Source organism: Roseomonas sp. TS2 (assembly GCF_058833935.1).
Map to the genome: position 1 here is coordinate 1 of NZ_JCACVY010000038.1, position 13,181 is coordinate 13,181.

At 75.3% G+C, this 13,181-nt stretch carries 15 protein-coding genes; 10 read left to right on the top strand and 5 right to left on the bottom strand.

Features of this window, described 5'->3' with window-relative positions:
• Positions 1 to 326 precede the first annotated feature (326 nt).
• The 7 genes from ACZJYS_RS08850 (at position 327) to ACZJYS_RS08880 (ending at position 6,129) form a co-directional block, all read left to right on the top strand.
• On the top strand, positions 327 to 2,711 hold the full coding sequence (locus ACZJYS_RS08850) for a hypothetical protein (protein WP_493177286.1): 2,385 nt from the start codon (positions 327 to 329) through the stop codon (positions 2,709 to 2,711).
• Between the two features lie 70 nt (positions 2,712 to 2,781).
• On the top strand, positions 2,782 to 3,177 hold the full coding sequence (locus ACZJYS_RS08855) for a flagellar basal body rod protein FlgB (RefSeq protein ID WP_379648805.1): 396 nt from the start codon (positions 2,782 to 2,784) through the stop codon (positions 3,175 to 3,177).
• Between the two features lie 15 nt (positions 3,178 to 3,192).
• On the top strand, positions 3,193 to 3,603 hold the full coding sequence (gene flgC / locus ACZJYS_RS08860) for a flagellar basal body rod protein FlgC (protein WP_109517506.1): 411 nt from the start codon (positions 3,193 to 3,195) through the stop codon (positions 3,601 to 3,603).
• Entirely contained in the window at positions 3,600 to 3,908 is a 309-nt protein-coding gene (fliE, locus tag ACZJYS_RS08865; protein ID WP_493177289.1) for a flagellar hook-basal body complex protein FliE, read from the top strand. The genes flgC and fliE overlap by 4 nt, the downstream gene beginning before the upstream one ends.
• 103 nt (positions 3,909 to 4,011) lie before the next feature.
• Entirely contained in the window at positions 4,012 to 4,287 is a 276-nt protein-coding gene (locus ACZJYS_RS08870) for a flagellar biosynthetic protein FliQ (protein WP_379648807.1), read from the top strand.
• Positions 4,284 to 5,060, top strand: a complete 777-nt coding sequence (locus ACZJYS_RS08875) for a flagellar biosynthetic protein FliR (RefSeq protein WP_109517509.1) — start codon at positions 4,284 to 4,286, stop codon at positions 5,058 to 5,060. Before ACZJYS_RS08870 ends, ACZJYS_RS08875 begins: the two co-directional genes overlap by 4 nt.
• A 10-nt stretch (positions 5,061 to 5,070) precedes the next feature.
• Positions 5,071 to 6,129 carry an EscU/YscU/HrcU family type III secretion system export apparatus switch protein gene (locus ACZJYS_RS08880; protein ID WP_493177291.1) on the top strand — a complete coding sequence of 353 codons (1,059 nt, stop codon included), beginning with the start codon at positions 5,071 to 5,073 and terminating at the stop codon, positions 6,127 to 6,129.
• A gap of 16 nt (positions 6,130 to 6,145) precedes the next feature.
• Here ACZJYS_RS08880 and ACZJYS_RS08885 read toward each other — a convergent pair whose 3' ends face one another.
• Complete coding sequence (locus tag ACZJYS_RS08885; protein WP_493177293.1) at positions 6,146 to 7,036, bottom strand: LysR family transcriptional regulator; 891 nt, start codon at positions 7,034 to 7,036, stop codon at positions 6,146 to 6,148.
• Positions 7,037 to 7,228: 192 nt separating this feature from the next.
• Here ACZJYS_RS08885 and ACZJYS_RS08890 point away from each other — a divergent pair, with 192 nt between their 5' ends.
• Positions 7,229 to 8,152 carry a ring-cleaving dioxygenase gene (locus ACZJYS_RS08890; protein WP_493177295.1) on the top strand — a complete coding sequence of 308 codons (924 nt, stop codon included), beginning with the start codon at positions 7,229 to 7,231 and terminating at the stop codon, positions 8,150 to 8,152.
• A gap of 11 nt (positions 8,153 to 8,163) precedes the next feature.
• Positions 8,164 to 8,775 (top strand): alpha/beta hydrolase, encoded by a 612-nt coding sequence (locus tag ACZJYS_RS08895; RefSeq protein ID WP_493177297.1) that lies wholly within the window; start codon positions 8,164 to 8,166, stop codon positions 8,773 to 8,775.
• Between the two features lie 127 nt (positions 8,776 to 8,902).
• Here ACZJYS_RS08895 and ACZJYS_RS08900 read toward each other — a convergent pair whose 3' ends face one another.
• From ACZJYS_RS08900 to ACZJYS_RS08915, 4 genes are read right to left on the bottom strand one after another with little or no spacing between them, the layout of a single operon-like run.
• Complete coding sequence (locus ACZJYS_RS08900; protein ID WP_493177299.1) at positions 8,903 to 10,297, bottom strand: amidase; 1,395 nt, start codon at positions 10,295 to 10,297, stop codon at positions 8,903 to 8,905.
• 19 nt (positions 10,298 to 10,316) lie between these two features.
• Positions 10,317 to 11,147, bottom strand: a complete 831-nt coding sequence (locus ACZJYS_RS08905; RefSeq protein WP_493177301.1) for a polysaccharide deacetylase family protein — start codon at positions 11,145 to 11,147, stop codon at positions 10,317 to 10,319.
• A gap of 12 nt (positions 11,148 to 11,159) precedes the next feature.
• Positions 11,160 to 11,444 carry a hypothetical protein gene (locus tag ACZJYS_RS08910; protein WP_493177303.1) on the bottom strand — a complete coding sequence of 95 codons (285 nt, stop codon included), beginning with the start codon at positions 11,442 to 11,444 and terminating at the stop codon, positions 11,160 to 11,162.
• Positions 11,437 to 12,201, bottom strand: a complete 765-nt coding sequence (locus ACZJYS_RS08915) for an SDR family NAD(P)-dependent oxidoreductase (protein ID WP_493177305.1) — start codon at positions 12,199 to 12,201, stop codon at positions 11,437 to 11,439. The genes ACZJYS_RS08910 and ACZJYS_RS08915 overlap by 8 nt, the downstream gene beginning before the upstream one ends.
• 97 nt (positions 12,202 to 12,298) lie before the next feature.
• Between ACZJYS_RS08915 and ACZJYS_RS08920 the strand changes: the two genes are divergently transcribed.
• A complete protein-coding gene (locus tag ACZJYS_RS08920) occupies positions 12,299 to 13,090 on the top strand; it encodes an IclR family transcriptional regulator (protein ID WP_493177307.1) in 792 nt (263 codons plus the stop codon).
• The last annotated feature ends 91 nt before the right edge of the window (positions 13,091 to 13,181 follow it).

Below are 13,181 nucleotides of genomic sequence, written 5' to 3' on the forward strand. Positions count from 1 at the left end.
CGTCCCAGCCTGCCGTGTCCCAGCCTGCCGTGTCCCAGGCCGCTCCTTCGGCCGGGCCTGCCCGGGCTGAACCCGGTGCCGGCGCGCCTCCGGCCCTGGCCAGGCGGGAGGAGGCGGCGCTGGCCGCCATTGCGGCCCTGGCCAGGCAGGCCGAAGCACCTGCCGCGCCCGCGCCGGTCCCGCACCCCGCCATGGCGGCAGGAGACGCCGCCAGCCTGCCGGCGGAGGCGCCAGGCCCGTCCGCCATGCCCAGCCCATCGCCCCCGCCGGCCGCTGCTGCGGCCACGGGTGCAGCGCCAGCCATTTCCCTCGCCGCGCCGCAACCGGTGCCGCAGCCGGCGCCCCAGGCGGAGCCGCCCCGGCCGCAGCCCGTTCCGCCGCGGCCGCTGGCGCCCGCCTCCCTGGGCGGGTCGCCCACCGCCGATGCCCTGGCCCGGGCGGCCGCTCCGCTCCCGCGCGCAGCCGCGCCGCGGCCGGCGCCCCTGGCGCTGCCCTTTCCGGCCGGCACCGCCGCCGCCGCCCTGCTGCGCGGCGATTCCCTGCTGCTCGCCTTCGACAGCCCGCAGCCGCCCGATGCCGCCACGCTGCGGCGCCTGGCCGCCGCGCTTGGTCCCGTGGAAGTGATGGAGGTGCCCGGCAGCACCGTGCTGCGCCAGCGCAAGGTGCGCCACCCCGCGCAGCTCCGCGCCACGCCGGAAGGCGGCTGGGCGTTGTGGCCCGAGGACGCCGGAGCACCCGCCGCCCCCGCCGTGCAGGCCCGGCACGAGGCGGGCCCGGCGGAGGGCCAGCCCCGCCTGCTGCTGCATGCTGAGGGTGCCGGCCGCGTCATCGCCGTGCCCGACCCGGCCGGCGACGGCCTGCTGCTGCTGGGCCTGGTGGCCCCGCCCGGTGCCGCCCTGCACGGCGCGCAGCAGCACGCGCCGTTCGACCTGCTGCCCACCCAGGCCGGCGTGGCGCTGGCGGTGCGCTCCGACCTGGTGACGCTGCGTTCGGTCCCGGAGGGCTTTGCCGTGCCCCTGGCGCGCGGCGGTGCCCTGGCGCTGCAGCCGGCACCCGCGGGCGAGACCCTGCTGGCGCTGCCGGACGAGCCTGTTTCCGCCCTGCTGGCCCGCCGCCACGCCGCCTTCAACGCGGTGGCCGCCGCGCCCTCCCTGGCGCGCGGGCCGCTGCGCCTGGCGCTGGCCGAGTCGCTGCTGGCGCTCGGGCTGGGGGTGGAGGCGCAGGCCCTGACCACCCTCGCCGTGACCGAGGACCCCCGCCTGGCCAGCGAGCCCCGTGCCATCCTGCTGTCCGGCGCCGGCGCCCTGCTGGCCGGCCGGGCGGAGGAGGCGGCGGCCGCGCTGGAGGATGCGCGCCTGCCGGCGGCGCAACAGGATGTGCGGCTGTGGCGCGCCCTGGCCGGGCTGCGCGATGACGAGCTGGCCCCGGAATCCGAGGCGGCGCTGCGGGAGCTGGAGGCCACGGCCCCGCTGCTGCGCGCCTGGCCGGAGGCCCTGCGCCGCCGCCTTCTGCCGCTGGCGGCGCGCAGCCTGGCCGGGCAGGGCCGGGCCGATACGGCCGCGGCGCTGCTGAGGGACCTGCCGGACGGCGAGGCCGCCACGCCCGGCATCGCCTATGCCCGCGCCCGCATCGCCGAGGCGCAGGGCGACCATCCGGCCGCGCTGGCCGCCTATGGCCCCCTGGCCGAGGGGCGGGACCGCGACCTGCGCGCCCGGGCCATCGGCCGCATGGCGGAGCTGCGCCTCGCCGCCGGCGAGACCGATCCGGCCGGGGCGGCCGCCGCGCTGGCCGCCGGCATCGCCGCCTGGCGCGGCGATGAGCGGGAGCTGTCGCGCCGCCTGCGCGCCGCCGCCCTGTACCGCGAGGCGGGGCAGGCCGAGGCGGCGCTGGAGCTGCTGGAGGAGACCCTCGCGCTGTTCCCCGACGCCGCGCCGCAGATCGCCGCGCTGCGCGACGCGGCGGCGATGCAGCGCCTCGTCCAGCCCGGCCTGCCGGCACTGGAGGCGGCACAGCGGCTGGAGGCGGAGATGCAGACCCTGCCCGCAGGCCCCGCCCTGGACGCGGCGGCGCTGCGCGTGGCCGACGGCCTCGCGGGGCTGGACCTGCATGCCCAGGGCGCCGCGCTGCTGCGCCAGGCCGCGCTGCGCAGCGCGCAGCCGGCGCCGCTGCGGCTGCGCGAGGCCGAGCTGCTGGTGAGCGCGGGGGAGGGTGCCGGCGCCCTGGCCGCGCTGCGCGCCTCCCCGGGGGAGGAGGAGGAGGAGGCCGATGTCCGCCGGGAGATGACGGAGGCGCGTGCCCTGGCCCTGTCCGGCGATGCCGCGGGCGCCGAGGCCGCGCTGCGCGGGCTGGGCGCGGCCGGCGCCGCGCGCCTGGCCACCCTGCTGGCCGAGCGGAAGGACTGGACGGGCGCCGCCGCGGCGCTGGCGCGGCATGCCGCCGCCAGCCTGCCGGCCGCGCCCGCGCCGCTCGACGAGGCGCAGCGGCGCCTGCTGCTGCGCCTGGCCGCCTACCAGGCCCTGGCGGGCGACGAGGCGGGCCTCGCCGCCCTGCGCGCCAGCTATGGCCCGCGCCTGGCCGGCGGGCCGCTGGCCGAGGCCTTCTCGGCCCTCGCCGCCGAGGCGCCGCGCCCGGGCCTGCCCGATCTCGACCGGCTCCGCCGCGAGGTGGCGATGGGGCAGGCGCTCTCCGAGCAGCTGCGCAGCCTGCGCTGAGGCGGCGCGCCGAGCCGGCAATCACCATCCCGTTAACATGGCGGTCGCAAAGCCGGGGCAGCGTGCCGCCATGAGCGTCTCCCGACCCATCCCCGCCGATCCGCTGGCCCTGGCCGGGCAGCGCCTGCACTGGCTGGAGCAGCGGCAGCGCGTGCTGGCGCAGAACATCGCCAATGCCGACACGCCCGGCTACCAGCCGCGCGACCTCACGCCCTTCGCGCAGGCGCTGGGGCGGGCCACCGCGTCGGGCGGCCTGGCGCGCACCGATCCGCGCCACATGGTCTCCTCCACCGGCGGCACCGCGCGCACCGACCGCGCCGCGGCCGAGCGCAGCCCGAACGGCAATGCCGTGGCGCTGGACCAGCAGGCGCTGAAGGTGGCCGAGACCGACCAGGCGCACGCCCTGGCGCTCGGCCTGCACCGCAGCTGGGCCGGGCTGTACCGCACCGCCCTCGGGCGCAGCTGATAAGGACCGGGCAGCATGGATCTCGACCGCGCGCTCAACGTCTCCGCCGCCGGCATGGCGGCACAGTCGGCCCGGCTGCGGGTGGTGGCGGAGAACCTCGCCAACCGCGACAGCACCGGCACCACGCCTGGCGCCGATCCTTACCGGCGCAAGACCCTCACCTTCGAGCGCACGCTCGACCGCGCGACGGGGGTGGAGACGGTGCGGGCCGGGCGCACCGGCACCGCGCCGGGCGAGTTCCCCGAGCATTACGACCCGCACCACCCGGCCGCCGATGCGCGCGGCTATGTCCGCACGCCGAACGTGGACAGCCTGATCGAGGTGATGGACATGCGCGAGGCCCAGCGCAGCTACAGCGCCAACCTCTCCGTGCTGGAGACGACGCGCGGGATGCTGATGCGCACCATCGAGGCGCTGCGCTCGTGAGCGCGCCGCTCTCCGGCCTCGCCGCCTACCGCGCCCTGGGCGCACAGGCCGGCGCGGCGCCGGCCGTTCCATCCCAGCCGGGCCAGGGCGGCAGCTTCGGCGCCATGCTGGAGCGCGCCATGGAAGGCGCCGTGCAGGCCACGCGGACCGCCGACGCGACCAGCGTGCAGGCGCTGACCGGCCAGGCGGGCGTCACCGACGTGGTGCTGGCCGTCTCCCGCGCCGAGCTGGCGCTGCAGGCCACCGTGGCGCTGCGCGACCGCGTGGTCTCCGCCTACCAGGAGATCATGCGCATGCCGATCTGACGGGCCACGGGCCCGTCCCGCGGCGCCGGTCTCCTGCCGGCGCCCCTACCCCTTCGCACGGGCCGCAGGACGCGGCCGGCAGCCGCAGGAGGCGGCACAGGCGATGGACAGCGATATCGTGGCCCTGGCCGGGCAGCAGGCGCTCTGGACGGCGTTGCTGGTGGGCGGGCCGATGCTGGTGGTGCTGCTGGTGGTCGGCCTGGCCGTGGCCGTGCTGCAGGCCCTGACGCAGATCCAGGAGGCGGCGCTGGCCTTCGTGCCGAAGCTGGTGGCGCTGGCGGTGGTGCTGCTGGTGGGCGGGCCGATGGCGGCCGGCGCGCTGCGTGGCTTCACCGAGGAGATCTTCGCGCAGGTCGTGGCCGTCGGCGGGCTGCGGTGAGCGAGGCCGAGTGGCTCGGCCAGTTGCCGCTGCTGGCCTTCCAGGCGGCGCTGCTGATGGCGCGCATCGGCGCCTGCGGCATGGTGCTGCCAGGGCTGGGCGAGGCCGATGTGCCGGCCACGCTGCGGCTCGGGCTGGCGCTCGCCGTGGTGGCGCTGCTGCTGCCGGTGCTGGCACCCGGCCTGCCGCCGGAGCCGGCGGGCATCGGCGGCCTGGCCGCGCTGGTGGCCACCGAGGTGGCGGTGGGGCTGTGGCTGGGCTGGCTGGCACGGCTGGCCAGCTTCGCGCTGGTCACGGCGGGGCAGGCCATCGGCTTCCTCATCGGCCTGTCCAGCCTGCTGGGGCAGGACCCTGTGCAGGGCGCGCAGGGCCTCGCCACGGGGCGGCTGATGGGGATGGCCGCCGCCATCCTGGCGCTGAGCACCGGCCTCTACGCCCTGCCGCTGCGGGCGCTGGCCGAGAGCTACGCGCTGCTGCCGGCCGGCGCGCCCTTGCCTGCCGGCCCGGCGGCCGAGGCGGTGGTGGCGGCCACCGCCGGCAGCTTCGCGCTGGCCATGCGGCTGGCGGCGCCGCTGCTGCTGCTGGCCGTGCTGCTGCAGGCCGGTAGCGGGCTGCTCGCCCGCGCCGCGCCGCAGGCGCAGATCTTCGTCATCGCCGCGCCGGCGCAGACGCTCGCCGGCATCGCGCTGCTGGCGGCGCTGCTGCCGCTGATCCTGGAGCACTGGCTGGCCGCCGCCCAGGCCGCCTTCTCCGTGCTGCCCGGGCTGGGCTGAGGCGGGCGCCATGGCCGAGGAGCAGGGCGATGCCGACGACAAGCAACTCGACGCCTCGCAACGCCGGCTGGACCGCGCGCGCGAGCAGGGCGACGTGCCGCTGGCGCGCGAGGCGGTGCAGCTCGCCAGCCTGGCGGGCGGCGCGCTGGCGCTCGGCCTGCTCGGCCCGGCGCTGGGCCGCAGCCTGATCGAGGAGACGCGGGCGATCTTCGCCGGCGCGCACATGCTGCGCGCGGATGCGGCGGCGGCCTCGCTGCTGCGCGCCGCCCTGCCGCTGATGCTGGCCGTGGCCGCCATGGCGGCGCTCGGCGCCGTGGCGGCGACGCTGCTGCAGACCCGCCTCCTGGTCTCCGCCCAGGCGATGGCGCCGAAGCTCTCCAAGATCAGCCCGCTGGCCGGCGCCAAGCGGCTGTTCGGCCCGCATGGGCTGCAGGAGCTGGCACGCGCGCTGCTGAAGCTCGGCGCCACGGGGCTGGCGCTGTGGTGGGTGGCGGCCGATGCGCTGCCGGCGCTGCGCGGCGTGCTGGCCGAGCCGCCCGAGGCGATGACGGCATTGCTGGCCGAGCTGCTGGGGCGGCTGGTGATGGCGGCGCTGGCGGCGCTGGCCGTGCTGGCGGCGGCGGATTTCCTGTGGGTGCGGCTGCGCTTCGCGCGGCGGATGCGGATGAGCCTGCAGGAGATGAAGGAGGAGATGAAGGAGAGCGACGGCGACCCGCATCTGCGCGCCAAGCGCCGCGCCAGGATGCTCGGCCGCCGCCGCCGCCGCGTGCAGGAGGCGGTGCCGAAGGCCACGGTGGTGGTGACCAACCCGACGCACTATGCCGTCGCCCTGGCCTATGACCGCGCGGCGGATGCGGCGCCGCGCGTGGTGGCGCGTGGCGTGGACGCCGCCGCCGCGCGCATCCGCCGCATCGCCGAGGCGCATGGCGTGCCGCTGGTGGCCAACCCGCCCCTGGCCCGCGCCCTCTACCGGCTGGAGGAGGAGGCGCCGATCCCGCCCGAGCATTTCCAGGCCGTGGCGGAGCTGATCGCGCTGGTGTGGCGGATGCGCGGCCCGGCGGCGCGCTGAGGCACGCCGCGCCGGGTCACGCCCCGCTCGCCTCGATCCGCGCTTTCTCGGCCGAGATCGCCTCGCCCAGGTGGTCCATCACGGCGCGGATGCGCGGCGTCTGCCGCAGGTCCGGATGCGTGAGCAGCCAGAGCGTGCCCGCCATCTCCGGCACCGGCGCCGAGAGCCGCGCGAGGCCCGGCCACGCATCCCCCGCGAAGCAGGGCAGGTGGCCGATGCCAAGCCCCGCCCGCACCGCATCCGCCATGGCCAGCACGCTGTCGAAGCGGCCGGCGATACGCTCCGGCGGCACGCGCGCGGCGGCGCGGCGCTGGCGCCGCAGGCCGGCCAGGGCCTCGCCCGGCAGCACCCAGGGGGCGGTCTCCGGCGCCAGCCCGCCGCCGGCCGGGCCGTAGAGCGCCCAGGCGATGCGCGCCACGCGGCGGCCCACCAGCGTCTCCGGCGGCGCGTCGCTGGCGCGCAGCGCCACGTCGGCGTCGCGGCGGGAGAGGTTGGCGGCGGCGTTGCCGGTGACGATGTCGAGCCGGATCGCCGGCTGCGCGGCGCGCAGCGTGGCCAGCATGGGCAGCAGCAGCCCGGCCAGCAGCAGGTCGCTGGTGGCCAGCCGCACCTCGCCCGAGGGCAGCGGCACCTGCCCCGCCAGGCGGCGCGTGACGGCGGTGATGTCCGCCTCCACCCGCGCGGCCAGCGCCGCCATCTCCTCGCCGGCCGGCGTCGCCACATAGCCCGCGCGGCGGCGCTCGAAGAGCGGGCAGCCGATCCGCGCCTCGATCTGCCCCAGCCGGCGGAAGGCGGTGGAGTGGTGCACCCCGAGCCGCGCCGCCGCCGCCGGCAGGTTGCCGGTGCGGGCGATGGCGTCGATCAGGCGGACATCATCCCAGGCGACGCCGCGCGGCGGTTCGGTCATGGCGCATCCTTCATGGGCCGGGATTCATGGGCCGGGGCTGGCAGGCTAGCCCGCGCTGCGATGCAATTCCAGGGCACAGGCCGCAAGGTTCCGATTGCGCCAGTGCAACCGGGTTTCGCTTTCGCCCGGGCCTTCCGCCACCCATTCTGGGGTCAACCCGGTGCATCCCGCACCGCCAAGGAGACCCGGACCATGACCCGCAACGGCATCCACCACGTCACCGCCATCGCAGGAAAGGCGCGGCAGAACCTGGAATTCTACACCCGCACCCTGGGGCTGCGGCTGGTGAAGAAGACGGTGAACTTCGACGACCCCGGCGCCTACCACCTCTACTACGGCGACGCGGCGGGCAGTCCCGGCACCATCCTCACCTTCTTCCCCTGGGAGAACGCCGCCCCCGGCCGCGCCGGCGCGGGCGAGCTGCAGGAGACGGTGTTCCGCGTGCCACAGGCCTCGCTCGGCTACTGGACGCAGCGCCTGGTCAACCACGGCGTGCAGCGGACGGGGCGCCTCGGCGAGACGCTGCTCGCCTTCCGCGACCCGGATGGCATGCATCTGGCGCTCGTCGGCCTGCCCGGCATCGAGGCCGAGCCGGCCTGGGAGAATGGCGAGATCCCCGCCGAGCACGCCATCCGCGGCTTCCACGGCGTCTCGCTGCTGGTGGGGGACGCGGCGCCGACGGGCGCCATCCTCTCCGATGTCTTCGGCTTCGCGGCGGCGGGGCGGGAGGGGGAGACGCACCGCTTCCAGGTGCCGGGCATGGCGCTGGGCGGCATCGTCGACCTGCGCGTGGTGGCGGGGGCGATGCCGGCACGGCTGGGCCGCGGCTCGGTGCACCACCTGGCCTTCCGCGCCGCCGATGACGCGGCGGAGATGGACATGGTGCGGCGCCTGGCCGAGAACCACGGCATCCACACCACCGAGCAGAAGGACCGCAACTACTTCCGCTCGGTCTATTTCCGCGAGCCGGGCCATGTGCTGTTCGAGATCGCGACCGACGTGCCCGGCTTCGCGGTGGACGAGGCCCCGGCCGCGCTGGGCCAGGCGCTGAAGCTGCCCGGCTTCCTCGAAGGCCACCGCGCGGCCATCGAATCCGCGCTGCCGGCGCTCGGCTGAAGGAGGAGAGGATGGAAGGCTTCCAGTACCGCTTCGAGCCGGGCACCGACCCGGCTCTCCCCCCGCTGCTGCTGCTGCACGGCACCGGCGGCGACGAGCATGACCTGATCCCGCTGGGGCGGGAGGTGGCGCCGGGCGCGGCGCTGCTCTCCCCGCGCGGGCGGGTGCTGGAGCACGGCATGCCGCGCTTCTTCCGCCGGCTGGCGGAGGGCGTGTTCGACGAGGACGACCTGCGCGCGCAGGCGGCGGCGCTGGCCGGCTTCGTGGCGGCGGCGCGGGAGCGACACGGGCTGGCGGCGCCCGTCGCGCTCGGCTTCTCGAATGGGGCGAACATCGCGGCGGCGCTGCTGCTGCTGCACCCCGGCACGCTGGCGGGCGCCGCGCTGCTGCGCGCCATGCCGCCGCTGCGCCAGCCGCCCGAGGTGGCGCTGCCCGGCACGCCGGTGTTGATGCTTTCGGGTCAGGCGGACCCGATCATCCCGCCGCAGGGCAGCGCGGCGCTGGCTGCCACGCTGGAAGCCGCGGGGGCGGCGGTGACGCACCGCAGCCTGCCCACCGGGCACGGTCTGACACGCACCGATCTCGTGCTGACACGGGAGTGGCTGGAGAACGGTTTGAAGTGAAAGCTTCCTTCTTTTTCTGAAGAAAAAGAAGCAAAAAGACTTTTCGAGTTTGGCGCGGGGCATTTCAACATGCCGGCCAAACCCGAAAAGTTTTTTGGTTCTTTTTTCCAAAAAAGAACGCTTCTCCTTACACGATTACGGGCCGCACCGCCGCCGTCATCCAGGCGGCGAGCCCGGTCAGCGCCGCATCGCCATGGCGCTGGCCGATCACCTGCACGCCCACCGGCAGCCCCTCCATGGCGATCAGCGGCAGGGTGATGGCGGGCGAGCCCAGCACCGAGGTGGCGGCGTTGTAGGCCGGCAGCCCGGTGGTGTGGGTGACGCCGGAATCCTTCGCCGTGTTCTCCATCGGCGGCGCGGGGCCGACGGAGCTGAGGCTGACCAGCCCATCCGCCAGCGGCGCCAGCGCGGCGAAGGCCTGCTGCGCGAAGTCCCGCTTCTGCAGGGCGAGGCGGTAGTCGTCGATCGTCATGCTCCGCGCGAGGGCGAGGCGGGACATCATGCTGTCGCTGAGGCCGGTCGGGAAGCGCTCGACGAGGTTCTCCAGCGTCCAGCGCAGCTCGTAGCCGCAGAGGTCGCGGCAGAGGGCGAGGCTCTCGCCGATCGCCTGCTCGAAGGCTTCGATCAGCGGGCTGTCGCCCCGGCGCAGCAGCGTCACCCCGGCATCGCGGAGCTGGCGCAGCACGCGGTCGAAGGCCTCGGCAGTGCGCGGGTCGGTCTGCGCCCAGCCCTCGCTCTCCATGACGATCAGCCGCCCGGGCTTTGCCGGCGGGCGCGGCGCCGCCTCGCCGAACAGGCCCGGGTGCCCGGGGTCGCCGCCCGAGCGCTGCGCCATCTCGTAGGTGACGCGCCACATATCCTCCAGGCACCCGGCATGGACGCCGATATGGCTCTGGCTGAAGGCCAGCCGCTCGCCGCGGTGGATGGCGCCGAAGGTGGGCTTGATGGCGGTGTTGGCGCAGAAGCCGGCGGGGCGGATGATGGAGCCCACCACCTGCGTGCCCAGCGCCGCCGGCACCATCGCCGCGCCGATCGCCGCCGCCGAGCCGGAGGAGGAGCCGCCCGGCGTGTGCGCCGCGTTGAACGGGTTGGTGGTGGGGCCGGGGTGGGACATGCCCAGCTCGGTCGTCACCGTCTTGCCCAGGATCACCGCGCCGGCCTGCCGGAGCGCCACGACGCTGGCGCTGTCCATCTTCGTCTGCGCGCCCTTGAACAGGGGGGTGCCCTGCTCGGTCGGCATGTCCTTGGTCTGCAGCATGTCCTTGATGCCGACCGGCATGCCGTCGATCGGCGAGAGGGCGCGGCCCTCCTTGTAGCGCGCGGTCGCGGCGTCGGCGGCGGCGCGGGCGCCTTCCTCGTTCAGCGTCACCCAGGCGCGCACCACCGGCTCGCGCGCGGCGATGACCTCCAGGCAGCGCTCCAGATAGGCGCGCGGCGTATCCCGCCCCTCCACGAAGCCGGGCACGGCGTCGTGGAAGGTCATCGGGCGGAAGGTGGCGGGGTCGTAGGTGGAGGCGGTCATGGCTTGGTCTCCCTTCGCGTCAGGCGGCGTCATGCGCGGCGATCCAGGCCTCGGCGACCTCGGTTCCGGTCGCGAACCAGACATTGGGGAAGCCCCTGATCCAGCCGATCATCTCGCGCAGCAGCGCGATGCGGCTGGGGCGGCCGATGATCTGCGGATGCATCACCAGGTTGAACAGCCCGCCCCAGCGGTAGAGCTCCCGGAACTCGTCCTGGAAGATCTCCAGCAGGTGGCTGTTGGGGAAGATCGGGCGGGGCGACTTGATGGAGAACAGCGCGTGCGGCGCATCGTCCGTGCTCCAGTGCCAGGGCAGCTCCACCGGGCCGCGCCCGCCATCCGGCAGGGTGAGGCGATAGGGCACCACGTCGTCCAGCAGCGAGCTGTCGTAGAGGAAATTGTGCTTCTGGAGGAGCTTCAGCATGTTGTCGCTGGATTCGCCGGCGGGCGAGCGGTAGCCGCGCGGCACCACGCCCAGCACGCGCTTCAGCGCCTCCAGCCCCTTCTCCATCTCCTCCACCTCCTTCTCGGGGAAGTCGGGATCGATCCAGGCGTGGGAGTAGGAGTGGTGCGCCACCTCGTGCCCGCCGGCCACGATCATCTCGGCGCGGCTGGCATGGTGCTCGGCGGTCCAGCCGGGGACGAAGAAGGTGCCGCGCACCTCCTCCTCCCGCAGCAGCTCCAGGATCTTCGGCACGCCGACCTTGGCGCCGTAGGTGCCCTGGCTCAGCGTGCCGGGGCGGCGCGCATTGGCCGGGTCGCGCGAGAGCCACAGAGTCTCCGCGTCGAAGTCGAAGGTGAGCATGACGGCGATGCGCGCGCCGCCGGGCCAACGGACGGATTTGTCGATCATGCCGGTCTCCTCTCAATCATTGCCAGGCGGCGGATTGCGGGCCAGGAGCCAGCCGCCTTCCACCGCGATCATCGCCGCCACCTCCTCCGGCTGCCCGGCGCGCCGCAGCGGCATGGGCGCCAGCATCGCGCGCCGGCAGTCGGGGTTGCGCGAGATGCCCCTCGGCCATCGCCGGGTTGCGGCCGGCCAGCAGGAGGCGCCCTCGGCGGCGAAGCGGCGGGCCGTGGCGGCGCCGGTGCCGCCCGCCGCGCCGGTGACGAGGGCGACGCGCCCGGCGAGGCGCTCCGCCTCAGGCAAGCCGCCCGCCATCGACGGGCAGGCAGACGCCCGTGGTGAAGCTGGCGGCATCGCTGAGCAGGAACAGCACGCTCTCCGCCACCTCCGCCGCCTGGCCGAAGCGGCCGAGCGGATGGCGGGCGCGGAACTCCGCCTCGCGCCGGGCACGCGCCTCGGGGCTGCCGGCGCCGGCGAAGGTCGCCTCCAGCATCGGCGTCTCGATCGAGCCCGGGCAGACGCAGTTGACGCGGATGCCCTCGGCGGCGTGCGCGACGGCGAGGCTGCGGCTCAGCATCACCACCGCGCCCTTGCTGGCGGAGTAGGCGGGCATGGTGGCGGAGCCGGTGAGGCCGGCCGTGGAGGCGAAGGTGACCACCGCGCCGCCCCCCGCTTCACGCAGCAGCGGCAGCAGGGCGCGCAGGGTGAGCCAGGTGCCCTTCACGTTCACGTCGAAAAGCAGGTCCCACTCCGCCTCTTCCAGCGCCGTCACCGGCCGGGTGGGGCCCAGCAGCCCGGCGGCGGTGGCCACCAGCGTCACCGGGCCCAGCGCCGCGGCGCGCTCCGCCAGCGCCTGCTGGTCGGCGGCGCGGGTCACGTCGCCCGCCAGCCATTCGGCGCCGGGGCAGGCCTCGGCGGTGCGGCGCAGCCCGGCTTCGTCGCGGTCGAACAGGAGAAGGCGGGCGCCCTCGCGCGCCAGGGCCTCCGCCGTGGCCCGCCCGAGCCCGGAGGCGGCGCCGGTGACGACGCCCATCCGCCCCGCGAAGCGCCCGGCGCTCATGCCGGAACAGCCTGACAGATTGCCATGATCCGAAGCTTCCGTATTTTTGTTCAATACGATCGAATTATATCGAAAAGCTAAGAGGAGTTTTCCGCCGATGTCAAAGGCGAAGGGCCTGCCGGCCCAGGCGGGCACACCCGACCCCCGGCTCTACATCCAGGCGGTGGAGCGGGCGATGCGCGTGCTGGAGGTGTTCGGCCATGACCCGCGGCCATTGTCCCTGGCCGAGATCGCCGCCGCCGTCGGCATCGACAAGAGCGGCGCGCAACGGCTCTGCCATACCCTTCGCCACCTGGGATACCTGGAGGCCGATCCGGGCGGGCAGGGGCTGCGGCCCGGCCTGCGGCTGATGGACCGCTCCTTCGATTTCCTGCGCATGCACCCCTTGGTGGAACGCGCCACGCCGGCCCTGATGGAACTGCGCCGCGCCACCCAGGAGCGGGTGGATCTGAGCCTGCCGGATGACCTCAGCATCGTCTATGCGGTGCGGCTGCAAAGCAAGCGGGAGACCTTCTTCGCCACGCTGGTCGGCCGCCGCCTGCCGGCCTTCTGCTCCTCGGGCGGGCGCGCGATGATGGCGGCGCTGCCGGATGCGGTGGTGGAGGACATCCTGGCCCGTTCGGACCGGCGGCCGCTGACGCCCCGCACCATCACCGCCCTGCCGGCCCTGCGCGCCAAGATCGCCGAGGCCCGCACCGATGGCTACGCGCTGGCCTGCGAGGAAGGGTTGCTGGGCGAGATCGTGCTGGCGGCGGCGGTGCGGGACCGGCAGGGCAGGCCCGTTGCGGCCATCCATATCGCCGCCTCCCTCTCGGAATGGGAGGAGGCCGATTTCCGCCGCCGGATGGCGCCGCTGGCCATGGAGGCTGCACGCGCCCTCAGTGGCTGAGCGCCTCCGCCTGCCACAGCGAATCGGGACAGTATCTTACAATTCATGGTTGTTTTGAGGCAGGGAAGCCTACCAGGAAGTGGATTTAATC